This window comes from Neobacillus bataviensis (assembly GCF_019969725.1).
On the sequence record NZ_JAHXYW010000007.1, the window covers coordinates 203,393 to 230,232 of the forward strand.

General features: G+C 37.7%; 26 protein-coding genes. 7 read left to right on the forward strand and 19 right to left on the reverse strand.

Annotated features, from left to right (window positions below; translation table 11 throughout):
* Positions 1 to 61: 61 nt before the first annotated feature.
* The 4 genes from LC455_RS18850 to LC455_RS18865 all read right to left on the reverse strand — a co-directional run bounded on the left by LC455_RS18850 (position 62) and on the right by LC455_RS18865 (position 2,484).
* Complete coding sequence (locus LC455_RS18850) at positions 62 to 460, reverse strand: cytidine deaminase (RefSeq protein ID WP_223593048.1); 399 nt, start codon at positions 458 to 460, stop codon at positions 62 to 64.
* A gap of 25 nt (positions 461 to 485) precedes the next feature.
* Complete coding sequence (locus LC455_RS18855; protein ID WP_223593049.1) at positions 486 to 656, reverse strand: DUF1427 family protein; 171 nt, start codon at positions 654 to 656, stop codon at positions 486 to 488.
* A gap of 23 nt (positions 657 to 679) precedes the next feature.
* Positions 680 to 1,354, reverse strand: coding sequence for a deoxyribose-phosphate aldolase (deoC, locus tag LC455_RS18860; protein ID WP_223593050.1), 675 nt, complete (start codon positions 1,352 to 1,354; stop codon positions 680 to 682).
* Positions 1,355 to 1,539: 185 nt separating this feature from the next.
* Positions 1,540 to 2,484 carry a sugar-binding transcriptional regulator gene (locus LC455_RS18865; RefSeq protein WP_223593051.1) on the reverse strand — a complete coding sequence of 315 codons (945 nt, stop codon included), beginning with the start codon at positions 2,482 to 2,484 and terminating at the stop codon, positions 1,540 to 1,542.
* A gap of 199 nt (positions 2,485 to 2,683) precedes the next feature.
* On the opposite strand from LC455_RS18865, the gene LC455_RS18870 reads away from it, so the two are divergent.
* Positions 2,684 to 4,858, forward strand: coding sequence for an MMPL family transporter (locus LC455_RS18870; protein WP_223593052.1), 2,175 nt, complete (start codon positions 2,684 to 2,686; stop codon positions 4,856 to 4,858).
* A 40-nt stretch (positions 4,859 to 4,898) separates the two neighbouring features.
* Here the strand turns inward: LC455_RS18870 and LC455_RS18875 are convergent, their stop codons facing one another.
* Positions 4,899 to 5,219, reverse strand: a complete 321-nt coding sequence (locus LC455_RS18875; RefSeq protein ID WP_223593053.1) for a hypothetical protein — start codon at positions 5,217 to 5,219, stop codon at positions 4,899 to 4,901.
* Positions 5,220 to 5,416: 197 nt separating this feature from the next.
* On the opposite strand from LC455_RS18875, the gene LC455_RS18880 reads away from it, so the two are divergent.
* From LC455_RS18880 to LC455_RS18890, 3 genes are all read left to right on the forward strand, one after another.
* Positions 5,417 to 6,538, forward strand: a complete 1,122-nt coding sequence (locus LC455_RS18880) for a metallophosphoesterase (protein WP_223593054.1) — start codon at positions 5,417 to 5,419, stop codon at positions 6,536 to 6,538.
* A 153-nt stretch (positions 6,539 to 6,691) separates the two neighbouring features.
* Complete coding sequence (locus tag LC455_RS18885; protein WP_223593055.1) at positions 6,692 to 7,972, forward strand: ArsB/NhaD family transporter; 1,281 nt, start codon at positions 6,692 to 6,694, stop codon at positions 7,970 to 7,972.
* A gap of 11 nt (positions 7,973 to 7,983) precedes the next feature.
* Entirely contained in the window at positions 7,984 to 8,262 is a 279-nt protein-coding gene (locus tag LC455_RS18890) for a hypothetical protein (RefSeq protein WP_223593057.1), read from the forward strand.
* A 47-nt stretch (positions 8,263 to 8,309) separates the two neighbouring features.
* Here LC455_RS18890 and gntK read toward each other — a convergent pair whose 3' ends face one another.
* Positions 8,310 to 9,851: a gluconokinase gene (gene gntK, locus LC455_RS18895; RefSeq protein ID WP_223593059.1), complete on the reverse strand. Its 1,542-nt coding sequence runs from the start codon at positions 9,849 to 9,851 to the stop codon at positions 8,310 to 8,312.
* A 130-nt stretch (positions 9,852 to 9,981) separates the two neighbouring features.
* Here gntK and LC455_RS18900 point away from each other — a divergent pair, with 130 nt between their 5' ends.
* Positions 9,982 to 10,827, forward strand: coding sequence for a MurR/RpiR family transcriptional regulator (locus tag LC455_RS18900; protein ID WP_223593060.1), 846 nt, complete (start codon positions 9,982 to 9,984; stop codon positions 10,825 to 10,827).
* Positions 10,828 to 10,885: 58 nt separating this feature from the next.
* Here LC455_RS18900 and LC455_RS18905 read toward each other — a convergent pair whose 3' ends face one another.
* The 8 genes from LC455_RS18905 to LC455_RS18935 form a co-directional block, all read right to left on the reverse strand.
* The gene (locus LC455_RS18905; protein ID WP_223593062.1) at positions 10,886 to 12,235 is read right to left on the reverse strand and encodes a GntP family permease; all 1,350 of its coding nucleotides are present in this window, start codon (positions 12,233 to 12,235) and stop codon (positions 10,886 to 10,888) included.
* A 223-nt stretch (positions 12,236 to 12,458) separates the two neighbouring features.
* A complete protein-coding gene (locus LC455_RS31480) occupies positions 12,459 to 12,923 on the reverse strand; it encodes a LarC family nickel insertion protein (RefSeq protein ID WP_263297837.1) in 465 nt (154 codons plus the stop codon).
* Positions 12,920 to 13,807 carry a LarC family nickel insertion protein gene (locus LC455_RS18910; protein WP_263297838.1) on the reverse strand — a complete coding sequence of 296 codons (888 nt, stop codon included), beginning with the start codon at positions 13,805 to 13,807 and terminating at the stop codon, positions 12,920 to 12,922. The genes LC455_RS31480 and LC455_RS18910 overlap by 4 nt, the downstream gene beginning before the upstream one ends.
* A complete protein-coding gene (gene larB, locus LC455_RS18915; RefSeq protein WP_223593064.1) occupies positions 13,788 to 14,561 on the reverse strand; it encodes a nickel pincer cofactor biosynthesis protein LarB in 774 nt (257 codons plus the stop codon). The genes LC455_RS18910 and larB overlap by 20 nt, the downstream gene beginning before the upstream one ends.
* 33 nt (positions 14,562 to 14,594) lie before the next feature.
* Positions 14,595 to 16,067 carry a gluconokinase gene (locus LC455_RS18920; RefSeq protein WP_223593066.1) on the reverse strand — a complete coding sequence of 491 codons (1,473 nt, stop codon included), beginning with the start codon at positions 16,065 to 16,067 and terminating at the stop codon, positions 14,595 to 14,597.
* Between the two features lie 106 nt (positions 16,068 to 16,173).
* The gene (gene larE / locus LC455_RS18925) at positions 16,174 to 16,974 is read right to left on the reverse strand and encodes an ATP-dependent sacrificial sulfur transferase LarE (protein ID WP_223593068.1); all 801 of its coding nucleotides are present in this window, start codon (positions 16,972 to 16,974) and stop codon (positions 16,174 to 16,176) included.
* A gap of 55 nt (positions 16,975 to 17,029) precedes the next feature.
* Positions 17,030 to 17,800, reverse strand: coding sequence for an SDR family oxidoreductase (locus LC455_RS18930; protein WP_223593070.1), 771 nt, complete (start codon positions 17,798 to 17,800; stop codon positions 17,030 to 17,032).
* Positions 17,801 to 17,821: 21 nt separating this feature from the next.
* Positions 17,822 to 19,090: a lactate racemase domain-containing protein gene (locus tag LC455_RS18935; protein WP_223593071.1), complete on the reverse strand. Its 1,269-nt coding sequence runs from the start codon at positions 19,088 to 19,090 to the stop codon at positions 17,822 to 17,824.
* Between the two features lie 201 nt (positions 19,091 to 19,291).
* Between LC455_RS18935 and LC455_RS18940 the strand changes: the two genes are divergently transcribed.
* Together LC455_RS18940 and LC455_RS18945 are read left to right on the forward strand one after the other, a co-directional pair.
* A complete protein-coding gene (locus LC455_RS18940; protein WP_223593072.1) occupies positions 19,292 to 20,461 on the forward strand; it encodes an ROK family transcriptional regulator in 1,170 nt (389 codons plus the stop codon).
* Positions 20,462 to 20,570: 109 nt separating this feature from the next.
* Positions 20,571 to 21,479 carry a nuclease-related domain-containing protein gene (locus LC455_RS18945; protein ID WP_223593074.1) on the forward strand — a complete coding sequence of 303 codons (909 nt, stop codon included), beginning with the start codon at positions 20,571 to 20,573 and terminating at the stop codon, positions 21,477 to 21,479.
* 442 nt (positions 21,480 to 21,921) lie between these two features.
* Here LC455_RS18945 and LC455_RS18950 read toward each other — a convergent pair whose 3' ends face one another.
* The 5 genes from LC455_RS18950 to LC455_RS18970 form a co-directional block, all read right to left on the reverse strand.
* The gene (locus tag LC455_RS18950; protein ID WP_223593075.1) at positions 21,922 to 22,779 is read right to left on the reverse strand and encodes a sugar phosphate isomerase/epimerase family protein; all 858 of its coding nucleotides are present in this window, start codon (positions 22,777 to 22,779) and stop codon (positions 21,922 to 21,924) included.
* Between the two features lie 3 nt (positions 22,780 to 22,782).
* Entirely contained in the window at positions 22,783 to 23,787 is a 1,005-nt protein-coding gene (locus LC455_RS18955) for a Gfo/Idh/MocA family protein (protein ID WP_223593076.1), read from the reverse strand.
* Positions 23,788 to 23,851: 64 nt separating this feature from the next.
* A complete protein-coding gene (locus tag LC455_RS18960; RefSeq protein WP_223593077.1) occupies positions 23,852 to 25,012 on the reverse strand; it encodes a Gfo/Idh/MocA family protein in 1,161 nt (386 codons plus the stop codon).
* Between the two features lie 2 nt (positions 25,013 to 25,014).
* A complete protein-coding gene (locus LC455_RS18965) occupies positions 25,015 to 25,902 on the reverse strand; it encodes a sugar phosphate isomerase/epimerase family protein (protein WP_223593079.1) in 888 nt (295 codons plus the stop codon).
* The gene (locus LC455_RS18970) at positions 25,902 to 26,789 is read right to left on the reverse strand and encodes an AraC family transcriptional regulator (protein WP_223593150.1); all 888 of its coding nucleotides are present in this window, start codon (positions 26,787 to 26,789) and stop codon (positions 25,902 to 25,904) included. The genes LC455_RS18965 and LC455_RS18970 overlap by 1 nt, the downstream gene beginning before the upstream one ends.
* Between the last annotated feature and the right edge of the window lie 51 nt (positions 26,790 to 26,840).

A 26,840-nucleotide genomic window follows, 5' to 3' on the forward strand; every position in this document is an offset into this window, starting at 1 on the left:
TATTGAAAGATTAACCAAAAAAAGAAGCCTTTAGATAAATCTAAAAGCTTCTTTTGAGAGATTATTTATTTAAATCCTTTGGCGAAAAAGCACCTGGAAGAAGGTCTTTTACAAGAATTCTTTGGATATCACCCTTTAGATTGGTAAGAACTACTTCCATATTTTCATCACATAGCTCAGAAATCACTTGACGGCAGGCACCGCACGGAGGAACGGGCCGCTCTGTATCGGCCACAACTACAAGTGAATCAAACTTAGTTATCCCTTCTGAATAGGCCTTAAATAATGCGGTCCTCTCTGCACAGTTGGTCATCCCATAAGCGGCATTTTCAATGTTGCAGCCATGAAATATTTGACCGTCACTAGATAAAAGGGCTGCGCCAACCTTAAATTTAGAATAGGGAACATAAGCAAACTCTCTCGCTTTATTCGCTTCGATCATTAAATCTTTTTCTTCCATCCTTCTCACTCTCCGCCGTGAAATATTAATGTTGAACTAATTTAAAAATCCATTCAAGTATTACGCCGCCAAAGTATACACCGAAAACACCAACGACTGCTGAGAATACTGGGGGTGCAGGTAATGGCAATTTTAAAAATTTAAACAGCATTCCAACAACTAAGCCGGCTAATAACGCCATTAATACATCTCTCATATTTGATACCCTCTCATTAATTATTAGTAATTACTATAAGAAAGTTCACCTTTAGCGATTGATACTCCAGAACTTGCGCCAATACGAGTAGCTCCTGCTTCCACCATTGCCAGTGCATCTTCACGGCTGCGAACTCCGCCGGAAGCTTTTACACCAATTTCAGGACCTACTGTTTCACGCATTAAGCGAATATCCTCAACCGTTGCGCCTCCTGTTGAAAAACCAGTGGATGTTTTAACAAAGTCTGCACCTGCTTTAACGGATATTTCACATGCTCTTATTTTTTCCTCATTCGTTAATAAACATGTCTCAATAATAACTTTAACTAAAGCTTTTCCATTAGCTGCTTCTACAACTGCTCGAATATCTTTTTCCACTAAATCATCTTGTTTATCTTTAAGAGCTGCAATATTTATGACCATATCAATTTCATCTGCGCCGTTTTCAATGGCATTTATGGTTTCAAATGCTTTTGTCTCAGGTGTTGAAGCGCCAAGCGGGAAACCGATGACGGTACATACCTTCACTTCAGGTTTATCTGCAAGAATTTTAGCTGCAGTACTTACCCAAGTAGGATTGACACAGACTGAAGCAAAAGAATACTCTTTAGCTTCTTCTGCTAATATTTTGATTTCTTCTTTCGTAGCGTCTGCTTTTAATAATGTATGATCAATCATTTTTACAATATTTTGAGTCATAACTGGAATTCCTCCCCGATTTTTAAAACATTTTTATTTAAAATTTTAAAGGTTAATTATCACACTGTTACTATAGCAAAGACATTGAACATTTGTAAACACTTTTATGAACAAATGTAAATTTCGTTTATCATTTATTCACATAAAAGACAAAAAACAGCTCCAAGGCTGTTTTTTTTAAGCTATTATTCCTTTTTATCAAGTAAAAATTGGGCAGTAAATTGATCAGTTACGAGGACATTTGCATAACCGCCTTTTAAAGCACCGTATATACCATCAATTTTGTTTGGGCCACCAGCGACAAGAATAGAATGCTCTTTCGCCCTTAGATCATTCAAATTGACTCCTAAGGTTCTTTGATTCAAGCTTTCGTTGCAGATTCTCCCATCTTTATCGAAGAAACGCGAGCAAATATCCCCGACAGCAGTTCCATACAATGATTCCAAATCACTTTCGGTAAAATACCCCAACTGAAATAGTAAAGAATCTGTTTTTATTGATCCAATGGTAAACAAGGCAATGTTCGCCTGCCTGCCAAGTTCAAGGATTTTACGAATATGCCGATCTGCCTCCATCGCCTGCTTTACCACCACATGATCCACAATAGCTGGAAGTGGAAGGTTGTGTGGGGTCGTATTATAGGCTTTACCAAAAAGATATAAAATTTCTGAGGCATACGTATTCGTTTCGGCATGGCTGACTCCACCCTTTAGCTGGATGACTTTTACATCTTTAACAAATTTCTGTTTCAACTCTATTGCGATATGGTAAAGGGTTGTTCCCCAGGTCACACCGATAATGTCATTATCCTTCACAATTTCATCAAGAAATTGGGCTGCTTTTTCGCCAAGATAGTTTTTGATGATGTGGTTTTCAAATTGCGGAATCGATGCGACAATGGCTTTTTTTAAATTGAATTTTTTTTCTAATTGCTCTGACAAATTTTCAACATTTTCTGTAGGGTCCATGATGCTGATCTTAACGATACCATCACTTTTTGCTTGCTGTAATAACCTGGATACTGTCGGGCGGGAGACACCTAAAACTTTTGCTATCTCGTTTTGATTATAATCCAGTAAATAATATAACTTGGCTGCTTCAATCACCTTACTTAATTTTTCTCGATCCATAGGTCCCACCTAAAAAGATATTTTCTTTATTGTATCAAAAAAAGGAGTATAGTCATAACAGTTTTACATTTGTAAAAATCAATATGAACATATTCTAATTATTAACGGCTTAGGAGTTGAATTAAATAGTGAATTTTCAAATTGATATAAGGGGAAAATTTATTAACCAACTGTTTTCCTTTGGATAAGGAGTGATACATTGAAAAAATTTGGCTTATACATTTACCAAAAGCGAAAATTGATTTTAGGATTATGGATAGCAATCATTATCTTTTTTGGATTTTTCGCATTACAATTGCCTTCAGTTTTAAGTGGAAACGGCTTTGAATTTAAAGGGGATTACAGTGAAACAAGGAGGATATTAGAGCAGGACTTTGGTCAGCCCAAATCGTCGATTATCTTGGTTTTTGAAAAAGAAAAACAAATAAGTGAAGAGAAATTTCATGACTTTATTCAAAATACATTTGATAAATTGAGAAATTTTGATGGCCAGCACAAAGTGACAACTCCTTTTGAGCGTGATGGAATGCTAAAGGGGAACTATGCCTATGGGCTGCTCACTTTTAACAAAAAAGCCGAAAGCCTTGGTAATGAAATTGATGAATTAAAAAAGTTCCTAAATAATAAAAACGGATTAAAGGTTACCATAACCGGAGAACCAATAATCGTCCAAGATTTAAATACCGCAAGTCAGGAAGATCTCGCAAAAGCTGAAATGATTGGCCTGCCAATTGCCCTCATTGTCCTTATCCTAGCTTTTGGCGGTCTTGTGGCTGCCTCTCTTCCACTTGTTATTGGAGTGGTTTCCATCTTAACAACTATGGGAGCTGTTTATTTTTTTAGCTATGGTGCTGATTTAACTATTTTTATTTTAAATATTGTCCCGATGATTGGTCTGGCTTTAAGCATTGATTTTGCGTTGTTATTAATAAACCGCTTTAAAGAGGAAATCGATACGAAACCAATTCAAGAAGCAATTGAGATAACAGTGGAAACCGCCGGCCGTTCAATTATCTTTTCAGGACTTTGTGTGTTTATTGGTTTATCTGGGCTTTGGTTTATCAAGATTGATATTTTTCAAAATGTTGCCTTGGGCGGAATGACAGTTGTATTTTTATCTGCTCTGTGCGCTTTAACCTTTCTCCCTGCCATTTTGTCTATATTAGGAAAAAAGGTAAATAAATTAAGTTTACTGCCTGTTACAGATAAACAAACTAGTTTATGGTATAAGTTCGCTAAATTTGTGATGCGGCGTCCTGTTCTCATGTCGATTACGGCACTTGCAATTCTTCTGTCCGGCCTTATTCCAGTTAAGCAGATGGTCTTAACCATCCCTGGGACAGATTCATTGCCGGCAAAATATCCTTCAAGAGTAGCATTAGAAACCTTCAAGCATCAATTTATCGCTAAGGAGAAACGAGACGAGAAAAAAGTAACCATCGTCTTAACCACGAATGGAAAAATCTTTGAAAAGAACAATTTTAATAAAATTGGTCAGGTAATAAATCGAATTGAGGAAGATCCTCTCGTCAATACTGTTAATTCCCCATTTTCAGTAACAGGAATAAACGACTCAGACCAGCTCCTTCAGTTTTTAACCAATGGGGACAAATCTAAGGTTGCACCGATAATAGACTATTTTATAAAAGATAATAAAATGCTTTTTGAGGTTTATTTAAAAACTAGTGAGCATTCTTCAAAAGCTCGAGCTTGGGTTGAAAAATGGTCAACAAAAGATTTAGGCTTGAAAGCTTTTTTTGGCGGCTCGATAAAATTTGAACAAGAAATCTTTACGGAAATTTATAAAAAAGCACCTTATGGATTACTTTTAATTGTTATTTCCACACTTGTGATTTTGATGGCGGCATTTCGATCAATTCTTATTCCAATAAAAGCAATCTTAATGAATATATTAAGCCTTGGCTGCACGTTTGGCATTGTCGTTTGGATATTTCAACAAGGCCATTTGGGTATGACACCTGCAAATATTGCCTTAATTTTACCAGTATTTGTTTTTACTCTTGTCTTTGGGCTTTCAATGGATTATGAGGTCTTTCTTATCTCGAGAATTCAAGAGTTTTATCTAGAAACAGGTAATAACAGCGAGGCGACAATCTATGGCTTAACCTATACAAGCAAGATTATTACGTCAGCGGCTGCTATCATGATTGTTGTAACAGGGGCCTTCGCTTTTACAGGAGTTATGCCAATAAAGCAATTGGGTGTTGGCATTGCTACAGCCATTTTTATTGATGCGACCCTTGTCAGGATGGTTCTTGTCCCTGCCTTAATGAAGCTTCTTGGTGACTGGAACTGGTGGTTCTTTGGAATCAAAAACAAAAATCAATTGGAGAAACGAAAAAAGCCAGCCTGACTTTTCAAGGCTGGCTTTTCCCCTTTATCAAGGACTTCTTTTAAGACATAAATGAAAGGATTACTTTTTGTGGTAAATCTGTCTCACTTTCAGTTTTTCTTTTTAAACGCTCACATGATGGCATTTCATACGAAAAATCCTCAACTTTTGCTGGAATGAGTCCCCTTTCCTGTAATTGTTCAAATACTAGTTGCATTGCCTCCTCTGTGGTAATCATTTTTTCTGAATCCTCCATTTGTAAGCAATCTACACATGTTTCGATAATATTTTCATCAATTTGTTCTTGAGTAAACACTAATTTAGCACCTGTGATATTTTCGACTTCCTGATTTTCTAATTCAATAATGGTTGTAATGTTCATTTTTCCTTACCTCCACTTTTTTATGGCTTCATTATAAATCATTTTCACTTCCCTAATGTTTGAAATCTCTTTAATTCGTTTTTTATTCAAATGTTTTTGACAAATTTCTGTCCATTTTCATTACTCCCTTTAAAAGGTATTAACATCCGTTTTAGGCAAAATAATAACAGTAGAAAAATGATGGAGGAGGTACAATAATGCTTGAAAAAAAGGTTCCTTTCCTATTAATCACGTTCATTCTTCTTTATTGTTATATTTACCCGTTAAGCACTTTTGCTGAAGAGGTTAAACCAAATAATAGCGGAATAATCGATTTGCGAATCTTAGAAACAACCGATTTACATGCTTCATTGGTCAATTATGATTACTATCAAACAAAAGTAGATAACAGGATTGGCCTTGTTAAAACGGCTACCCTTATTCAAGAAGCAAGAGGCGAGGTTAAAAATTCCTTATTGTTTGATGATGGGGACCATCTAAAAGGCAATCCACTTGGTGAGTATCTCGCCAGAATCAGGGGGATTAATAAAGGTAAAACGCATCCAGTCTACCGTGCCTTTAATTATTTAGATTATGACGCAGTTGCCATTGGAAATCATGAATTTAATTACGGACTAAAGTTTTTAAACTCAGCGATAAAAGGGGCCAAAATGCCTGTTTTAAATGCGAATGTTTTTTCGGTAAAAAACAACAAGCCATATTTTACACCATATACGATTTTAAAAAAGAATGTTGTCGACCAAAGTGGAAATAAGTACTCATTAAACGTAGGGGTTATCGCCTTCATGCCCACTCAGATAATGAAATGGGATAAAGCAAATTTAGAAGGAAAGGTCTATGCAAAACCGATTCTTGATGCGGCAAAGGAATTTATCCCGATTATTAAGGCCAAAGGAGCAGATATTATTATTGCCCTTGCTCACACAGGTATCAGCAGTGAGCCTTATAATCCTGATACAGAAAATGCTGTCTATTATTTAACACAATTACCAGAAATAAATGCTATATTAGCCGGCCACTCACACAGTGTCTTCCCTGGCCCCGTATTTCAACACCTCCCAAACACAGATATTGAAAAGGGCATAATCAATGGAAAACCCGTTGTAATGGCTGGAGCTTTCGGGAACCGTCTTGGTATTATTGATTTAAAAATCAAGAAGACAGCTGGGAAGTGGACGGTCTTACAAGGGACCTCCACCACTAGGGCTATTAGTAATGAGAATGGGCAACCGCTTGTTAAAAATGATAAAAATTTATATAGAATCATAAGACCAGAGCATCAAGAAACAGTAGATTTTATTAGAAAATTAGGGTTGTAGCAGCCTTCCCAAAAAAGTTCTTACTTTACAACCAAGTTATATTTTTATAATATTAAGTAAATAATATATACGGTGTAATTTTGGTGGAGTCTGTCAAAGCAGGCTCCTTTTTGCATTTTTTTAAACACCGTAATAAGGGGAATGAGGTAAAACATGTCAACACAAGCATACATTGCACTGGGCGTATTTCTTATTACATATGCCTTTATCGTCACAGAAAAAATTCACCGAACCATTATTGCAATGGCCGGCGCCATCATGATGATCCTTCTAGGAATTGTCGGTCAGGAAAAGGCCCTTCATCATATTGATTTTAATACGCTCGGGTTACTAACTGGGATGATGATTATTGTCGCGATAACCTCTGAAACGGGACTTTTTAAATACATAGCGATTTGGTCTGCAAAAAAAGTAAAGGGTGACCCGTTAAAAATCCTGCTTGTCCTAGGGGTCATTACAGCTTTAGGATCGGCCTTTTTAGATAACGTTACCACCGTTCTATTGATGGTACCTGTCACTTTCAGTATCACCAGACAATTGCGGGTAAACCCGATTCCTTTTTTGATCACCGAAATAATTGCTTCCAATATTGGCGGAACTTCGACCCTGATTGGTGACCCGCCGAATATTATGCTTGGAAGCGCTGTAAAAGAGCTGACATTTATGGCGTTTATCAACAATTTAACAGCTATTACATTTTTCATTTTATTTGTGAATATCGGAATTTTAGCATTCATTTACCGTAAGCAGCTTAAAACGTCTGCCGAATTAAAATCAAATCTAATGAATTTGGATGAAAAGGAAGAAATTACAGACAAAGCTCTTTTAATAAAGTCGTTAACTGCATTAGCATTAACCATTTTGGGATTCTTCTTGCATCAGCTTTTTCACATAGAATCAGCGACAGTAGCTTTAGCAGGAGCTTTTCTTTTACTTTTATTAACAGGGGAAAGTTACTTGGATAAAGCTTTTGACAAGGTAGAATGGACAACCATCTTTTTCTTTATCGGGCTTTTCGTTCTCGTATCCGGATTGATTGAGACAGGAGTGATCTCGTTATTAGCGGATTATTCTGTTCATTTAACGGGAGGAGATGTTACCTCCACTTCTATTTTAATTCTTTGGGTGAGTGCAATAGCCTCTGCCTTTATTGATAATATCCCATTCGTCGCTACGATGATTCCAATGATTAAAGATATGGGGGACCTCGGAATTCAAAATTTAGAGCCGCTGTGGTGGAGCTTGTCCCTTGGAGCCTGTTTGGGCGGAAACGGAACTTTAATAGGAGCCAGTGCTAATGTCATTGTGGCTGGTCTTGCGGCAAAAGAAGGATATAACATCACTTTTGGCAAATTTCTAATCATCGCTTTTCCATTAATGATTCTTTCTATCATAATCTGTACTGTTTATATTTACCTGCGATATTTAATATAGGGGGAATTGGAATGAAGACAGAGTATAAATATAACGAGCAATTACTTGAGATAACAGAAACGGTTAACGGCAATGATATTGAAATTTCCATTACTCTAATTGACAGTGAGTTAAAGAAAAATCTAAAAAAAGTTCGAGATTTTTTTGATGAAAATGACGTTATTTCAGATATCTACTTTTACATTCATCCAAATAATAAATATCAAATTATCGTAAGAAAAGACTTTTACAATGAATTTATAATTCAATTATTCAGGCAGGGGTTATTGAAGGAAATTAAATGGGTATAACAAAAAAGGATGTCCTAGTAAGATGGACATCCTTTTTTGTTTGATTATTACCCAATCCACTTTTTCTGGAAGGCAGAAATGCTTGCGTATTCTTCTTTTAACAGTCGTGATAGGCGAATATAGATTGGGATTAATTCTTGATAAATTTCAACATTTTCTGGAACAGGTTCATGATGATTGGTTGCCCCGACCATTTCGGAAACCACATTTAATGAATCTACTTCACCCAAACTATATAAGCCTAATATGGCAGCACCCAGACATGAACTTTCAAAGCTTTCAGGAATACTTACTTCTTGATTAAATATATCCGCCATCATTTGACGCCATAGCTCTGACCGGGCAAATCCGCCAGTGGCCTGAATTTTTTTCGGTTCCCCGATTAATTCCTCTAAGGCCAAGAGTACTGTATACAAGTTTAAAATAACCCCTTCTAATACAGCCCGAATTAAGTGCTCTTTTTTATGATGCAATCCTAATCCAAAAAAGGAGCCTCGTGCATTCGCGTCCCAAATTGGCGCCCTTTCTCCGGCAAAATAAGGATGAAATAAAAGTCCGTCCGAACCAGGTGTGATGCGTGAAGCAATCTCTGTTAACACTTCATAAGGGTCCTTCCCCAGACGCTTTGCGGTTTCCACTTCGGCGGATCCAAGTTGATCCCGAACCCATCTAAAAAGCATGCCACCATTATTAACCGGTCCCCCAATAACCCAATGATTTTCGGTCAGTGCATAACAGAAAATCCTTCCTTTTGGATCGGTGACAGGTTTATTTGTCACAGCCCGTATGGCTCCACTCGTTCCAATGGTAACGGCTACAACTCCTGGATCAATTGCGTTTACACCTAAATTGGACAACACCCCGTCACTTGCACCGACAACAAAAGGAGTGTCCATCGGAAGCGTCATCTCTTCCGCAAAACTTTCATTTAAACCAGTTAGACTGAAGGTAGTGGAGACTGGCTTTGATAGCTTGTCGGGAGAAATCCCTGCAACTCTTAGTGCTTCTTCATCCCATTGCAAGGAAGCTAAATTAAACATCCCCGTTGCTGATGCAATGGAATAATCGATTACATACTCGTTAAAAAGTTTATAAAAAACATATTCTTTAATTGAAATAAATTTATATGTACGATTAAAAATGTCTCCCTGTTCATTCCTTAACCAAATTAATTTTGAAAGCGGGGACATTGGATGAATAGGGGTTCCGGTTCGAAGATAAATTTCATGTCCATTCATTTCGTTTAATAATTTCTCCGCCCATTCAGCACTTCGGTTATCTGCCCATGTAATACAATTGGTAAGAGGTTTACCAGATTCATCCACTGCAATTACACTGTGCATCGCTGAACTAAATGATATACAAAGGATATCATTTGGTGCAGTCCCACTTTTTTTAATGACTGTCTTTATGGTATCAATAACAGCTTGAAAAATTTCTTCAGGGTCTTGTTCTGCAGTAGCTGGCGTCGGCGAAAATAAAGGGTATTCAATTCCATGAGTCGATATCACTTTCCCGGTTTTTGAAAACAGAACCGATTTTGTACTAGTTGTACCGATATCAACGCCAATAACATATTTTTCATTCATAAATCCATACCTCCAAAAAGGAAACTAGTTAATATTTTTTACTTTTGTAATCGCTTGCGGGAAATATTTTTTCGCAGCTATTATTATGGTATACTGATAGTATCTACTGACTTAAGAAAGGAAATCCGTAATGACAGAAAGCTGCCTTGGAAAAATACGTTCTTATTACGCAAGATTTAGCGATAAAGAAAAGAAAATTGCCAATTATATTTTAGATAATCCAGATAAAATTATTCACTGCACAATTAATGAGGTAGCTGAAGATTTAAACGTTGCCGATGCCACAGTGTTTCGTTTTTGCAAACGAATTGGTTATAAAGGCTATCAAGCATTGAAAATTGCCCTTGCTTCAGAAATCATCACGCCGATTCAGCAAATCCACGAAAAAATTTCAGAACATGACAGCGAAAAAACCATTTCGGAAAAGGTCTTTCAATCCAATATTCGTACCCTCGAAAATACATTACAAATCATGGACAGTGATTCTATCCAAAAAGCAGTTGAATTGCTTCATTCTGCTGACAGAGTAGAGTTTTATGGAACGGGAGGTTCGGCACTCATTGCCATGGATGCGTTTCACAAGTTTATTCGAACTGGTATAAAAGCATTTGCTTTTTTAGATTCCCATTTTCAGCTCATGTCTGCATCACAGTTAACAAAAAATGATGTCGCAGTAGTCATTTCCCATTCCGGAACAAATAAAGATACTACGAATATTTTAAATACTGCAATTGAAAGCGGTGCCAAGACGATTGGAATTACCAGTTTCCCCAAGTCACCGATTAGCCAAAATGTCGATGTTGCCTTATACACTAGTTCAGACGAGACAGAATATCGCTCTGAGGCACTTGCATCAAGAATTGCTCAATTAAGCCTTATTGATGCCCTTTATGTGAATTTGATGATTCTAAATAAAGAAAGAGCTAAAACAGCCATTGAAAAAATTAGAAGTGCCATTTCTGATACTCGTATATAAAGAAAACTTTAAAAGATGAACCCACTGCGGGTTCATCTTTTTTAAACAACTCGTGATGCTATACAAATACATTTAGGATGAGAATAAACACTAATGCTGCTGTTGCTATGATTGTTTCAAGTGCTGTCCATGTCATTAATGTTTCTTTTACTGACATTCCAAAGTACTCCTTGAACATCCAAAAGCCTGCATCATTAACGTGTGAAAGAATGAGTGACCCTGCTCCAGTTGCTAAAACAAGCAGTTCAGCGTTTGTACCAGGCATAGCTGCTGCAATTGGTGCAACAATTCCAGCTGCTGTCATCATAGATACAGTAGCAGATCCTGTTGCAACACGAATCATGGCTGCAATTCCCCAGCCTAAAAGGATTGGTGACATATGTGATTCTTTTGCTAAGTCAGCGATGTATGTTCCGATACCAGAATCAAGTAATACTTTATTAAATGCTCCGCCTGCACCAATAACTAATAAGATTGAAGCAGTTGGCGCTAAACAGTCATTCGTAAATTTCAAGATTTTTTCACGATTCATGCCGCGAGAGAAACCAAGGCTAAAGAATGAGTAAACTGTTGCAATTAATAACGCAACTACTGGATCTCCCAAGAATTTAAGTGCTTTATAACCAAAGCTTGCTTTGTCTAATTGGATTTCCGCTATAGATGCAACAAGCATAAGAATAACAGGAAGAAGAACTGTAAAAATTGTATTGAAAAAGCTTGGTAATTCTTTTAAATCCTTCGGAGCTGACATTTGTTCAGCTAATTCTTTTGGAACATCTTTGTGAATGCGTTTTCCAATCCAGCTTGCATATACTGGACCTGCGAGGATTGCAGTTGGCAATCCAACAATAATGGAATAAAGAATGGTTTTACCAACATCTGCTTTAAAAATTCCTACTGCGGCCATGGCTGCTGGATGCGGAGGAACCAAACCGTGCACTACTGAAAGACCAGCTACCAATGGTACCCCAATTTTAACTAATGAAACACCCGTTTGACGAGCAATCGTAAAGGCTAATGGAATTAATAACACAAAACCAACTTGGAAGAATACAGAAATACCTACGATAAAACCAACAAACATCATGGCCCAGTGTACATTCTTTTGACCAAAACGGTTGATCAGCGTTTGAGCAATTCTTTCGGCACCGCCGGATTCTGCCATCATTTTACCAAGCATTGTACCAAGACCAAGGACAATAGCAAGGAATCCTAACGTATTACCCATACCAGCTTTAATGGAATCAATAATACCAGGATGTTCCGGATCCGGAGCCACCAAAGGCATACCCGTTGCCAACCCTACTCCAACTGCTGTGATAATTAATGCGACAAACGGATTTAATTTTGCAACTGTAATTAACAATAGTAACGCTACAATTGCGGCAAACACAATCAATAATAACATTGATGAACCCCCCATATAGACTAACTTGTTTTATTTTTACATGCATATTTCTGAAAGCACTTTCATGTGTAATTGATTATATGAAAAAAAATTTCTTAATGCAATATGTTTTTTAAAAAAATATTTATTGAAATATTAGGAAATAAAAAGAGTTACTGTCATGATTAATCTGAGCAGTAACTCTTTTTTTATTCTTTATTTAATAAATCGTGTCTAGTTTATCTTAGCGCAAAGCTTTCCAAACCTGTTCATATACTTTCTTTAATGGTACATTATGCAGTCTTGAAATGTTTTTGCATTCTTCAAATTCTGGTGCACTTTGCACAACCTGTCCATGATAAATTCCCTCTTTTACCGTTACCGTTCCCCATTCAGTCATAATTTTTCTAAACTTTCTTTCTAGTCTATGAACAGTTAAAGGATAATACCGTACACCAAGTGTGGTTGTTTCATGAAATAAAATTTCTTTCATCCTATCTACATTTTGAAAAGAACATAGCAACTGAAGCAAAATGCCCGGACGATTTTTTTTCATATAAATAGGTGTATAAAAAACATCATTTGCCCCGGCCTCGAATAGCAGGTCCATTACATTACCCAGCCATTCCCCTGGAATATCGTCAAGATTGACTTCCATTTTGATCATTTGATCATCAAGATGTTCATGATTAGGAGGGAGTGAAATCATTTTGACTCTCCAATAACGACACGCAGTACGTTTGGCCGGTCCTTAAAGGTTTTTGTTCCTGCTCCATAGCCAATTGACTGAACCTTCATCGAGGGAAGGGAACAAAACTCTTCCACCAGTACCGCAACAATGGCTGCGCCGGTCGGAGTCGTAAGCTCTGCTCTCATATCGGATTGTTCAATAGGTACCCCTTTTAATATTTCAAGTGTTGCCGGTGCAGGCACTGGATAAATGCCATGATCGATGTGAATTCTGCCTGTTCCCACGGGTACAGGAGATGCTTTTACTGTTGATATTTCCAACTGATGAATCAGAATGGCTGCCCCGATTATATCAATGATGGAATCAATCGCACCCACTTCATGAAAATGAACTTTCTCTAATGGTATTCCATGAATGTTGCCTTCTGCTTCACCAATTTTCTTAAATATCTTTAAAGCTGTTTCCTTCACATGGTCAGAAAATCCAGCTTCCTCAATTAATTTAACGATATCTTGATAAGCACGGTGATGATGGTCATGGTCATGATGGTGGTGGTGACCATGGTCATTTTCATGATTATGTTCATGGTCATGGTCATGTTCATGGTCGTGTTCATGATGATGATTATGTTCATGGTGATGGTCATGGTCATGATGATGGGCATGTTCATGCCCGTGATTATGTTGATGATTATGAGTGTGTTGTTTCAACGATACATCAAATTTTGTACTAGTAATCCCGTTCTTCACAATTTTTTTCCAGGTTATTTCATATTCATCCTCAAGATGAAGTTTCTTTAATTCTTCGACTAAAATATTAGGATCTGCACCAGCATCGATGAGTGCGCCAATGACCATATCGCCGCTGATTCCTGAAAAACAATCAAAATAAAGTGTCTTCATTTTTGCCTGCCCCTTTTTGTGCAAGTTGATGGATTAAAACCGCATTATATCCCCCGCCAAAACCATTATCAATATTAACAACACTAATTCCAGAAGCACATGAATTAAGCATCGTTAGTAAGGCTGATAATCCATTAAAGTTAGCGCCATATCCGATACTAGTTGGCACAGCAATTACGGGATGGGAAACAAGTCCGCCAACCACACTGGGCAATGCCCCTTCCATTCCCGCCACGACAACAGAAACCGTCGCATTTTGAATTTCTTCAGCATGGTTTAATAATCTATGAATGCCCGCAACACCTACATCGTATATCCGATGAACATTACTCCCAAGGACTTCTGCTGTAACGGCTGCTTCTTCAGCTACTCTTAAATCCGATGTGCCTGCGGCAACCACGGCAATGTATCCCTGAGTATTTCCTGCTGGGCGTGCTTCATCCTTCCAAAATAGAATGTTTGCTATTTCGTTATAAGTAAAATCAGGACAGGTTTTCTGAACCGTTTCCGCCTTTTCTTTGGAAATTCTTGTTACTAAAACTTGATTATTTCGTGCTCTTAATGCCTGAATAATAGTGACGATTTGCTCAGCAGTTTTCCCTTCGCCAAAAACAACTTCAGGGAACCCCTGTCTTTTCTTTCGGTGGTGATCAACTTTAGCAAAACCCAAATTCTCAAATGTAGCTAGCTTCTCTTTTGCCTCTGCAACGCTGAGGGTACCTTTTTGAACCTGCTCCAAAATTTCCTCAAGCATAAAAATCCCCCCCAATCCGAATCGTAATGATTATTAAAAATACTTCGCGATATCTACTGCCAGCTTTTCATATTTCTTGTAAACCTTTTTATAGGCCTTACTGTTTTCGATATTTGGAAGAATTGCTTCCCCCATAGGGATATTCTTCTTAATCTCTTCGAAGGAACCAGCTTTATCAGTAGCCACTAATGCCGTCCATGCTGCCCCCCATGCAGCACTGTGATGACTTTCTGAAACATATATTTCAGCTTCAAATACATCAGCCATCATTTGCAGCCAAATCGGGGACCTGGATAAACCGCCGTTTACATAAATTTTTTGCGGCTCGCCAGCTAATCTCTCTAAAGCTTTCCCAATTTGATAGAGATTAAAAGTAATTCCTTCTAATACGGCACGAATAAAATGTTCTTTACCGTGGGTAATCGAAACCCCATAAAAATTTCCTTTAGCCTGCTGATTCCAAATCGGTGCTCTTTCACCGTTTATATAGGGAAGAAAAATAATGCCATCGGCCCCAGGAGCAACTCGTCCTGCTTCTGCAAGGAATTCATCATAACTTCCTTCGTAATTCAGAAGATCTTTTAACCATTGCAAGGCAATTCCGCCATTGTTCGTTGGACCGCCAATGATGGAAGTGCCCTCTGTAAAGGAATAACAAAAGGTTTCTTGGTTTTCACTTATTTTTACGCCTTTGGTAAATTGTCTAATTGCCCCGCTAGTCCCCACTGAAACTGCTGCTTCCCCAGGGAGAATAGCACCGATTCCAAGGTTTGCTAATTGGCCGTCAGCAGCTCCAATTACGAAAGGTGTACTAGGATCGAGACCAATTTCTTCCGCAACAATCGGGTTGATTCCTGTTAATATCGCAGTCGGAGGAACGATGTTCGAAAGCTGTCCTTCGTTTATACCAGTTAACCCTAATAATTCCGAATCCCAGCTTTGTGTGGCTGGATTAAATAGACCTGTGGCAGAAGCCATCGAATAGTCAATCACACGCTGTTCAAACCATGTGTGAAGCACAAACTCCTTAATCGACATATAGTAGGCTGCCAGATTATAGGATTCATAGTTTGTTTCCTTCATCCATAAAAGCTTGACGAATGGTGTCATCGGGTGAATAGGCGTTCCTGTATTGGCATAATATTTGCTCCCGGTTTTTTCCAATACCTTTTCAGCCTGATCAAAGCTTCTTCCATCTGCCCATATAAGTGCTGGAGATATCGGCTTTTTATTTTCATCAACACATATGAGTGAATGCATTGCCGCTGAAAATCCAACGGAAAGTAGTTCATTTTTTTTAATGGCTGCTTTGTTAATTGCATTCCTTACCGCTTTAATTGTTAACCTTTCGATTTCTATTGGATCCTGCTCTACCCATCCAGGCTTAGGATAATAAGAGGTAATCATTTCTTCTGAATCAGCGATGAGCTTTCCAGTCAAATTGAATACACATGCTTTGACGCTAGTTGTTCCAAAATCAATACCCATTACATACTCTTTATACATGCTTCCTCTTCCTTTTCAAATAAAACATAGTATATCTATATTTTTAATATCGTTAAAAGAAAAAGCCTTGGAGGATTCCAAAGCCTTTTCTTTTAGCTGCTTCCTTTTAGGATAAAACTTTGTTCATACTGCCACTTTGGTAGCCAATTAAATCTAAAGTAATATATTTATATCCAAAGGCTTGAAGTTCTTTGACTATAGAATCGTGGTTATCCAAAACAATCTTCATGTCGGTCGGTTCTACCTCGATTCTAGCAATCTCCTGATGAGTTCGAACCCGGACCTGCCGAATTTGTAAAGATTTTAAATAGCTTTCCGCTTTTTCAACCTTTGTTAACTTTTCTTTAGTAATATATTCACCATAGGCAATCCTTGAAGATAGACAGGCAAATGATGGTTTATTCCATGTTGGTAAATCGAAATTTCGTGAAAGTTCACGTATTTCTTCTTTGAAAAGATTAGCTTCTTGCAGCGGTCCGCGGATTCCTTTTTCTTTTGCAGCCTGCATGCCTGGTCTGAATTCATTCATATCATCTGCAATGACGCCATAAATCACATTCTGAAATCCCTTTTCTTCCATGACCGGGATTAAGTGGTCAAATAGACTGCTTTTACAAAAGTAGCATCGATTCTTATTGTTCTCCGCATATCCAGGAATCGCTAACTCTGATGTTTCGATTACCTGGTGCTTAACACCGATTTTTTCAGCAAGTATTTTGGCCTCTTCCAGTTCACTTGAAGGATACGTTTCTGAATCTGCAGTTACAGCCAAAACACGGTCCGTGCCTAATGTCTCCACAGCTGCTTTTAAAAGAAAAGTACTGTCCACCCCTCCTGAGAATGCGACCACCACTGATTCCATTTCACGGAGAATTGACTGTAGGTTATTATACTTCTCTATTTGCATTGTCCCCTCTCCCATCTTTTTAGAGCCAATTACTTGTATATAACTATGTGTCTTATTATATTGTCATGCTTCCAAAGCCGCCATCTACTCGAATCAAGGCTCCCGTTACGAAGCTTGAAGCTTTTTCTGATGCAAGCCAAACGGTTGCCCCTTGTAGTTCTTCTGCTTCCCCAAAGCGATTCATTGGAGTATGACTCATGATCGATTCGATTCGTTCTTTATCTAAGATTTTTCGGTTTTGTTCCGCTGGGAAGAACCCTGGAATAATGGCATTCACACGAATTCCATTCGGTGCAAATTCTCGTGCTAAGAACTGCGTAACACTGTTAAGGCCCGCTTTGGAAACGGAATACGTAAATACTCTAGAAAGAGGTGTTGTGGAAGAAACAGACGAAATATTAATGATACTTCCCTTTCTTTCCTGCTCTATCATTCTTTTAGCAAAAATCTGACAGGTTAATACAATCCCCTTCAAGTTTATATCCATAATTTTGTCATATTCATCCATTCCAATTTCAAAGAAAGGCGTTGCACTATTCGTACCGGGAGCATTTAAAAGAATGTCCCAGCCGCCGGACCATTGTTCAATTTCTTTTGCCGCTTGAATTAATGATTCCTGTGAACTGACATCCGCAGCAAATGCTTTGGCTTCTCCGCCATTTTGTTCAATTTCTTTTACTACTTCTTCAGCTTTTTCAAGGTTTCGTCCGACAATGGCCACTTTCGCACCGTGTGCCGCCAACCCTTTTGCCATTGCTGACCCTAGTACACCATTTCCCCCAATGGCTACTGCGGTTTTACCAGTTAAATCAAATAAATTTGTCATGTCTCTTCTCTCCCCTATATTCTAGAATAAATTTCCGTTTTCCCCAAAAGGAAACTCATAGACTTCTGATATTTGCTCCATATTTGGATGATTTTTTATATACTCAAGCAATGGCTCAGACACTTCAATTTCACTAAGCTTTAATGTATTTTTGATCCGTACGAGTTTGACTGTTGTAAAATCCAAGATATTACATGTTTTTATGGCTGCTTGAATGGTCTGTTTATCATTAGGTAAGGTAGTTGCAATTTTTGTAGGAGCGACTACCGTAGAAGTCAAACCATTGGCATAGGTTCCTTCTAAATCCATTTTGTCAACAAGGCGCTGGCAGGTAAAATCTGCAGTTCCAACACCATTGGCATTTCCCTCTGACTCTCGAGTGACATCAAGCACGACCATTTTACTTACATCGGGACCACCTGACGCATAGGGTGTTGGATAGCGGCCAGTGATATTTGGGTCCATTCCATCACCCGAAATATTTTTACCAATTTCATCAATCACGAGGACATCTATTTGATCAAAAAACAACTTTGGCAATAAGGCTTTGGCTTGTTTCTGTAAATCAGGTTCTTTTTCAATAATCTCTTCTGGTGTTAACACATCAACAATGGCTACCCTGTCAAATGCATTTTCAACCGAAGCAACGCCAAAAAGGAATGGTGTTTTTTCCATGATGATCTTTGCCATGGCCGGTACATTTTCTGCCATATACTTAAAACCCATTTGATGACATGCTTCTGCCCCTTTTTGTTTCCCTAAACCAATACTGATCATCTTCATGATGCCGCTTTCAACTGGTCCCCTAAAGGCGGTATGGGGTTTCACCCGATTAATCACCACGATGCCATCAGCTTCTGAAGCATATTTATCGACATATACTGGCAGTCCGTTTGGCAGTTCGCTAATCTTTACAACTTCCATCGATGAGCGAATTTCACAACCTGCACTTTCCTCTGTTACTCCAAGATGCGCTAACACTTCTCTCTGTCCTTCTGCAGTCGCACCGCCATGGCTTCCCATACTTGGTACAATAAAGGGTTTGGCTCCTAATTCTTTTAAAAATTTCACGGTTACTGCCGTAAGTTCAACAAGGCAATCAAGCCCTCTGCTGCCGACAGCAATCGCAATTTCCATTCCAGGTTTAATTTGTTTCTGGATTTTTTCTCGTTGTAATTTTTCTTTTAGTTCTTTTTCAAGGTTTTCAATTTTCGTATCATCAAACTTTACTCTTACTTTGGCCATCTTTGGAATTGGAATATCTTTAACTAATTCTTGCAGAATCCCCATGTATATACTCACTCCTTTTCATTGTTTAAAGTGTTCCTCACGGGATTATATTCCATGTAATTACTTTGTCAGTTACTTGAAATCCCTTTCATTTTTAAGGCTATTTATAAATTTATTTATTTTAATTTGTTCATCAAACAAACTAATTACCTGTATAATATCATTATGCTTCCAAAACGTCAATAAATAAAGGAGTAAATTATGCTTACTGGGGATGCAGCTTACATTAAAAAAATCAATCGTTCCTTAATCCTTAGCAAAATTATTGAGCACGGGAGGGTTTCACGTTCAGATTTAGCGAAAATAACTGGCTTAAATAAAGCAACAATCTCTGTTCAGGCAGCTGATTTATTAGCCGAAAAATTAATTATCGAAACACCAAAGGAGCATAAAAATCTTGGCAGAAACCCAATAATGCTTTCGATTATTCAGAATGCTGGATTTTCCTTAGGAATTGACCTTGATAAATCTACCATAACTTTTACGTTATCAGACTTAAGCGGCAGGCCTATTTCCACTGAAACAATTGCGCTTCAAACCACTGATTATAATGAGGTTCTCTTGTTATTATCAAAATATATTAAAGATTATAAAGAAAAATATGCTAATGCCCGCTATGGACTGATTGGTGTAGTTATTGGAATTCACGGTATTGTGAATAACGATGAAATCATCTATTTCGCCCCCCACCACCAATGGCGTAACAAGAATTTAAAGGTTGATTTAAAAAATGAAACCGGTGTCAATATATTTATCGAAAATAACGCAAATTTGTGCGCTTTTTCTGAAATCGTTTATAAACACCATCAAAGTGAAAATTTATTATCTGTTAGTCTGTATTCTGGAATTGGTCTTGGACTGATGGTTAATAAAGAATTAATAAAAGGATACCATGGTTATGCTGGGGAAATTGGGCATATGATTGTTGTTCCAGAAGGGAAACTGTGCCGCTGCGGGAAAAAAGGCTGTTTTGAACAATATGCTTCTGAAGCCAGTTTTATTAGGCGATTAGCTGAGATAAAACAAATGGACGCCATTAGCTATGAAGAATTGAAAGATTGGATTAACAATAGGGATTCTACTACTTGTCATCAAATAAAACAGTTTATTAAAATATTATCCGTTGGCCTTAATAATATTATTAATCTATATAATCCTGAAATTGTTGTTATTAATAGCGAGCTGCTCCGATTGTTTCCTGAAGCTGTTTTTGAATTAAAAAATCATTTGAACTCTTCAGTTGGTCACTATCGTGAACTGGTAATTTCAGATTTTGGAAAAAAGGCTTGTATCTTAGGCGCTTGCGCGATGGCGATTAAGAAGTTTTTAGAGGTACCGGAACTAAATTTGTCTTTGGCTGATCATAGATAACGAGCGATTCTTTCGATAAATTAACAAACTCTTCACTTTTTTGACAAGCCGAGTCGGTTTTATTTTATAAAATAGACTCGGAGTGATCAAAAAAATAAGGAAGTGTCACATGGCTAAGAAGAATCGTATTGAATCCAAAGAATTAAGAATTTTAAAATCCTTGAACACACGAATGACGCTAGCTGAAAAAGATCGGCAACATTATTACAGCCTTAAAAAGGGTTATGAGGGTGAGGTAATGTTTGATACATTAACTGAGAAGTTACAGTATGAATGCACGATCTTAAACGACTTGTTATTCAAAGTAAACAACTCCACGTTCCAAATCGATACACTGATAATAATATCTGAAAATATGCATGTTTACGAAGTGAAAAATTATGAGGGTGAGTATTTTTATGAAGGTGAGAGATTATACAAGAAGCCCAAAACTGAATATAGTGATCCTCTAGTCCAATTGAATCGAAGCGAATCACTACTCCGCCAATTACTGCATCGTGAAGGTTATCAGTTCCCCATTGACGGCAAGGTTGTATTTATCAATCCTGAGTTCACCCTATACCAAGCACCACTAGATAAGCCTATTATTCTTCCAACATTAGTTAATAGTTATTTAAAAAAATTAGATTTGATGCCATCGATACTGACTACCCGGCAGGAAAAACTTGCTGACAAACTAATTTCACTTCATATTGAAGAAAATCCTTATACGATATTACCTACCTATAAATATGATGAGGTCCGGAAGGGGCTAACATGTGCTTTGTGCAACTCGTTTTCGATTTCTGTCACAGGAAAGAAATGTGTGTGTGGAGATTGTGGGCATGAAGAATTGGTAACAGTTGCTGTTATGCGATGCGTACGGGAGTATATGCTTCTTTTTCCTGATCAAAAAATTTCTACCAATGTTATTCATGAATGGTGTGGGGTTGTGGAGTCAAAAAAAAGAATTCGTAGGATTTTAGAGAAAAACTTTAAAATTGTCGGTGTTGGACAATGGGCTTATTTCGAGTATTGATTAAAAATAATTTTTTTGTTTATTGAGGACATTTCTATTGATTTTCTTACTAGTTTTGTCCCCAACAGCCCTTATTGAGGACATTTCTCTCAATTTCCTTACTAGTTTTGTCCCCAAGAGCCCTTATTGAGGACATTTCTCTCAATTTCCTTACTAGTTTTGTCCCCAACAGCCCTTATTGAGGACATTTCTCTCAATTTCCTTAATAGTTTTGTCCCCAACAGCCCTTATTGAGGACATTTCTATTGATTTTCTTACTAGGTTTGTCCCCAACAGCCCTTATTGAGGACATTTCTCTCAATTTCCTTACTAGTTTTGTCCCCAAGAGCCCTTATTGAGGACATTTCTATTGATTTTCTTACTAGTTTTGTCCCCAACAGCAACGTTTTATCAACTCTATAATCTGAAAAAGGCAGCTTTATCACAGCTGCCTTTTTCATTCTTAAAACCAGTCTTCATAGCCTATTTCTCTTAAGTAGTCAGCTGATTCTTTAAGACAATCAAATGGATCTCGTCCATAGGTATCATCTTGTTCAATTAAATAATATTGAACCCCGCTCTCAACTCCAGCATCCATAATCCCTTTGATATCAAGGTTCCCTTGGCCAAGCTCTGCAAATTCAATAATATTCGTGAATTTCTGCATGAACTTACCCAAATCTTTATAATCATCTTCTGTTAAATCCATATGACCAATCCGGTAATCCTTTAAGTGAATTAAGGAGACACGTCCTGCAAATCTCTTAATAACATTTATCGGATTCTCACCGCCTCTTTGAGCCCAATGAACATCTAACTCAAAACCAAGTTTTGTTGTATTATTTTTCATAATATCTAGCAGACATTCATTATCATATTTCTCAAATTCAATGTGATGGTTATGATAATAGAGTTCAATTCCATATTCCGCCAATCGCTCAGCCATTTCTTCTGCCGCGTGTATATATTCCATCGCTTTATCCTTTTGGCCCATTAATGTAATTGGCATCATCCCGATTCGGATGAAGTTACAATCAAGGATTCTGCAATCATTGACGATTTTATCAAAGTCCTTTGCCAATGACTCCCCTGGCATTCCTGGCATAGTGTCTAATGGAGCTGAAATCGAAGCGATTTTAATATCAAAATCCACACTTGCCCTTCTAAGCTCCGCGACATTTTCCTCGGTCATCTGAATTTGTGTAACCTCAACAGCATTGAATCCAAGCTCTTTTATTTTTCTTAACGTTTCATATACGCCTAACTCAATAATTTTATTTTTAAGATTAAACATCTGCACGCCAATTTTACGTTTATTCATTCGTTATCCCTCCAATTGAATTGCTTGCTTCGAATCTGATGATTTGCGGATTATATCGATTATTTGAATTGCTGGAAAAGCATCCTTAGCATGAACATAATTTTCCGTACCTTGTTCAATACATTGATAGAATTGATGAATTAACTTAACATGGCTCGCACCATAATAAAATTTGGAACCAGGAAGCTTTGCATCTTCTACTAATTCTTCCTTTTCCCCATTTTCAGTTACTCGAGTTAAGATGCTATCTTTAATCGTAAATTTACCTTTTTCGAAAATTACTTCAAGTTCAACACTTGAATTTTCTGCATTTGCATTTGTAGCAAAGAACAACCCCGTGACGCCGTTTTCAAATTGAATCCGTGCTGATGCAGTGTCTTCCACTTCAATTCCATAATCAAGCAGTTGATCAAGACTTCCGCGAATGGACTCGATTTTACCGCCAAGTAATTGCATCAAGTCGAGCGTATGAAGTGCCTGATTGATCATGACACCGCCGCCGGCATATTCCATCTGTCCACGCCATGGCTTTACGTCATAATAAGATTTCGGTCTATACCAAGCGACAAGCCCTTTAATTCCAACTATCTTTCCATATTCGCCGCTAAGCGCTATTTTTTGGAGCATTTCAAACGACTCATTATATCTGTTTTGGAAGCAGACACAGACCTTTACTTCCTGATGTGCTTCCTCCAGATTAACGATCTCGAGTGCCTCCTCTGTATTTAATCCTAGCGGCTTTTCAAGAAAGACATGGACGCCCTTTTCGATACAGGCCTTTGTGACTGGATTGTGCAGATAATGAGGCAAGCAAATATGGACAACATCAAGTGCTTCTGATTCCAGCATGTCTTGGTAGTCAGTATAAAAGCGAGCTTCCGGTACAAGAGTTCTTAAGTCTTCATTTACATCACATACCGCAGTCAGTTCTACATTTGGGTTTTCTTTAATTGCAGGCAAATGAATTTTGGAAATATCACCAAGCCCAATTAACGCTGCTTTTAGCATAACTATTCCCCTCTTTAAAACGAACTCAAAGCCTTTCAGCGATGAGTTCGTTTATTGTGATAGATTAGCCTCTTACAGGATATTTACCTTCATCAGCAATTCTTTTATTTAATTCTTCCAGGAATAAATCTTCATCAAATGGTACTTCTACTTCTTTTCCTAACCAGCTTGAAAGATGAATTGCATTTGCAAGTCTAACACCATTGATACCATCACTGCCTGGCGCTAATAGTGGAGTACCTTCTACAATTGCAGAAGCAAAGTCCTCTAATACGGCAATGTGCTGTCCGCCCCAAACGCTGCCAAACTCAAGCACTTCCTCGGTGAAAATATCATCTGCATTTCCGCCCATGAAAATTTTCATTACATCTTGCATGTTCATGGTAGCGCTCATTTCGTTTTCGGGTTTAACAAGACGTTTAATTGTTACCTTTTTGCTGTCATCAACAACAATTTTCCCTTTATCCCCTAAGATTTCAAAGCGGTCAGTACCTACAACATCATGTGTACAAGTTACAAAAACCCCAGTAGCACCATTGCCATAGTCAAGTACAGCTGTTACTTCATCTTCTACTACGATATCTCTTTGGTATCCATATTTTACGTTGGAGCAGACTTTTTTCGGCATCCCGCAGATCCATTGAAGCAAATCGATTTGGTGTGGTGCCTGGTTTACAAGAACACCGCCGCCTTCGCCGCCCCATGTTGCTCTCCATTCACTTTGGTTGTAGTAACCTTGTGGTCTCCACCAAGTAGTAATAACCCAGTTTGTACGGCGGATATTACCAATTTCACCATTATCAATAATTTCTTTTACTTTTTGATAAAGAGGATTTGTCCGTTGGTTAAACATGATTCCAAACTTAACCTCCGGCTTAGTTGCAGCAAAATCATTTAACTCTTGAACCTGTTTGGTATAAACACCAGCTGGTTTTTCAACTAATGCATGGATGTCTCTTTTTAACGATTCTATTCCCATTTCTGGGTGTAAATAGTGAGGTACACATGTAACAACAGCATCAACTGTTCCACTTTCTAACATATCAATATAATTTTCATAGAATGGGACATCAGGATACTTTTCCTGAGCCAATTGCTTTTTAGCAGGATCCGTATCGCAAATGGCACCGATAACCATATTTTTCACTTTGCCTTCTGCTATGAAACCAGCATATGCACCGCCTTGTGCACCTAAACCAATAATTCCTAATCGTACGTCTGCCATAATTACATTTCCCCGCTTTCTATTTTATTAAGAATATCTAATAGAGCTTCATATTGAAGCTTGTATGCGCCAACACCATCAAGTCCTTTATTATCCTTAATAATTTCAGCTGCCTCTTCCAGCTCTAAATCTTTTAAAGAATCAAAAAGAACTAAATGAGGCTCTAAAGTTAAGAAGCCTTTATATCCTGATTTTATAAATTGAGAGAGCAGCTCTGGTATTTTCCCTTCTCCTGTTCCGCAGACCACATTTTCTTTATCAGATGAAACAGCATCCTTAATGTGTACATAAATGACTTCATCCTTAAGTAAGTCGTAGCAAGCTTGAGTGTCCTCGCCACATTGTACAAAGTTTGCAAAATCAAAAATCGCCTTAAAGTTTGGAGAGTCAACCGCTTTCAAAATTTCATTGCAGCGTCGTGCAATATCGCCGAATATGTCTTTCTCATTCTCATGTAATAAAATGACATTATATTCAGCAGCAATTGCAGCGAACTGCTTTAACTTACTGATTACATCCTCTCGAAAGGTATCGGCGTCCTCACCCTTTGGGATATAAAAGCTGAATATGCGGATATACTTGCAATCTAGCAAATTACTAATTTTGCAAAGCTCCTTAAGCATCACCTTTTGTTTGGCAAATCCCTCTTCATCATTGATAAAGATTTTTCCGAGCGGCGATCCGATAGAAGAAACGCCTATTCCGGCTTTTTGTAAACGAGGCTGTACACTTTCTTTGATTTCGGCAACAGAAAAGTCGCCAATATTTTTCCCATCAATTCCACGCAGTGAAAGATAACGCATGCCCAGGTTTGCAACAACCTCAAGCTGAGTATCAAAATCAGACGAGATTTCATCAGAAAAGCCAGAAATCAATAAATCCTTATTCATTAATTTATATCCTCCTTTTTTACAGTATTAAGTTTATTTTTTCGATAATTGGACGGCGTCATCCCTGCCTTTTCTTTAAAGAAACGACTGAAATGAGCCATACTTTCAAAGCCTGTTTCACGAGCAATCTCAGATAATGTTCGATCTGGTTCCATTTCTAGTAAATACTTTACTTGATTTAGACGGCAGCCCATCACATATTCCATAATCGTAAATCCTGTCACTTCCTTAAAGACATGAGAGGTATAATATTTACTTAAATTCAGTTCAGCGGCAATTCGGTCCAATGTTATCTTTTCGAAATAATGGTCATTAATCCAAGAGGCAATAGACTCAGCATGAATCTCCTTCTCTGCCTTTTTGCTCGGGAGCTGTGCCAAATCCTTTTGACTCATTTTATAAATTCCTAATAATAATTGAATGAGTTCAAGCCTTATTTCTGCTTCAATGGGTTCACATTTCTGACCAGTTCGCTGTTTTTCTTCATCAGTTTCAGCAATTAGGCCGGCAATTTTCTTGATTCTTCCATCTACAAATTGCCCTGATTCATCATACCCGGTACGGAGCAAATAATTATTAAGTTTTTTAAATGGGTCTAACAAATAAGGCATCCCTAATACTGACAAAATCTCATCTAACCAGGTAGGGGAAAAATGAAGCATGCTCCTGGTATACGTGCTGCCCGGTTTTGGATTTGGTTTATGCAAGGTTAAACCATCCAGAAGGATAATATCTCCCGGCTGCAATTCATAAATTCGATTGTTAATTAAATACTTACAATCTCCAGAATGAAAAAAGTAAATCTCATATTCCTGATGTGAATGAAATTGAAAGGTATTAGATTCTACCCCTCGTACTCGATAAAAAGCGTTAATCCACTCATTCATTAATTTCAAGATCTCACACCTTTTTGAGTAAGCGCTAACAAAATTTGTTTG

Excerpts from the sequence above, each read along its gene's own strand:
- LC455_RS18970 (WP_223593150.1), bottom strand. The coding sequence starts at position 26,789 with ATGAATGAGTGGATTAACGCTTTTTATCGAGTACGAGGGGTAGAATCT.
- LC455_RS18865 (WP_223593051.1), bottom strand. The coding sequence starts at position 2,484 with ATGGATCGAGAAAAATTAAGTAAGGTGATTGAAGCAGCCAAGTTATAT.
- LC455_RS18850 (WP_223593048.1), bottom strand. The coding sequence starts at position 460 with ATGGAAGAAAAAGATTTAATGATCGAAGCGAATAAAGCGAGAGAGTTT.
- LC455_RS18905 (WP_223593062.1), bottom strand. The coding sequence starts at position 12,235 with ATGTTATTATTGATTGTGTTTGCCGCAATTGTAGCGTTACTATTGTTA.
- LC455_RS18890 (WP_223593057.1), top strand. The coding sequence starts at position 7,984 with ATGAAGACAGAGTATAAATATAACGAGCAATTACTTGAGATAACAGAA.
- LC455_RS18955 (WP_223593076.1), bottom strand. The coding sequence starts at position 23,787 with ATGCTAAAAGCAGCGTTAATTGGGCTTGGTGATATTTCCAAAATTCAT.
- deoC (WP_223593050.1), bottom strand. The coding sequence starts at position 1,354 with ATGACTCAAAATATTGTAAAAATGATTGATCATACATTATTAAAAGCA.
- LC455_RS18950 (WP_223593075.1), bottom strand. The coding sequence starts at position 22,779 with ATGAATAAACGTAAAATTGGCGTGCAGATGTTTAATCTTAAAAATAAA.
- LC455_RS18900 (WP_223593060.1), top strand. The coding sequence starts at position 9,982 with ATGACAGAAAGCTGCCTTGGAAAAATACGTTCTTATTACGCAAGATTT.
- LC455_RS31480 (WP_263297837.1), bottom strand. The coding sequence starts at position 12,923 with ATGATTTCACTCCCTCCTAATCATGAACATCTTGATGATCAAATGATC.
- LC455_RS18960 (WP_223593077.1), bottom strand. The coding sequence starts at position 25,012 with ATGGCAGACGTACGATTAGGAATTATTGGTTTAGGTGCACAAGGCGGT.
- LC455_RS18855 (WP_223593049.1), bottom strand. The coding sequence starts at position 656 with ATGAGAGATGTATTAATGGCGTTATTAGCCGGCTTAGTTGTTGGAATG.
- gntK (WP_223593059.1), bottom strand. The coding sequence starts at position 9,851 with ATGAATGAAAAATATGTTATTGGCGTTGATATCGGTACAACTAGTACA.
- LC455_RS18940 (WP_223593072.1), top strand. The coding sequence starts at position 19,292 with ATGCTTACTGGGGATGCAGCTTACATTAAAAAAATCAATCGTTCCTTA.
- LC455_RS18935 (WP_223593071.1), bottom strand. The coding sequence starts at position 19,090 with ATGGGGATTCTGCAAGAATTAGTTAAAGATATTCCAATTCCAAAGATG.
- larE (WP_223593068.1), bottom strand. The coding sequence starts at position 16,974 with ATGCAAATAGAGAAGTATAATAACCTACAGTCAATTCTCCGTGAAATG.
- larB (WP_223593064.1), bottom strand. The coding sequence starts at position 14,561 with ATGCTTGAGGAAATTTTGGAGCAGGTTCAAAAAGGTACCCTCAGCGTT.
- LC455_RS18880 (WP_223593054.1), top strand. The coding sequence starts at position 5,417 with ATGCTTGAAAAAAAGGTTCCTTTCCTATTAATCACGTTCATTCTTCTT.
- LC455_RS18875 (WP_223593053.1), bottom strand. The coding sequence starts at position 5,219 with ATGAACATTACAACCATTATTGAATTAGAAAATCAGGAAGTCGAAAAT.
- LC455_RS18910 (WP_263297838.1), bottom strand. The coding sequence starts at position 13,807 with ATGAAGACACTTTATTTTGATTGTTTTTCAGGAATCAGCGGCGATATG.
- LC455_RS18930 (WP_223593070.1), bottom strand. The coding sequence starts at position 17,800 with ATGACAAATTTATTTGATTTAACTGGTAAAACCGCAGTAGCCATTGGG.
- LC455_RS18965 (WP_223593079.1), bottom strand. The coding sequence starts at position 25,902 with ATGAATAAGGATTTATTGATTTCTGGCTTTTCTGATGAAATCTCGTCT.
- LC455_RS18885 (WP_223593055.1), top strand. The coding sequence starts at position 6,692 with ATGTCAACACAAGCATACATTGCACTGGGCGTATTTCTTATTACATAT.
- LC455_RS18945 (WP_223593074.1), top strand. The coding sequence starts at position 20,571 with ATGGCTAAGAAGAATCGTATTGAATCCAAAGAATTAAGAATTTTAAAA.
- LC455_RS18920 (WP_223593066.1), bottom strand. The coding sequence starts at position 16,067 with ATGTATAAAGAGTATGTAATGGGTATTGATTTTGGAACAACTAGCGTC.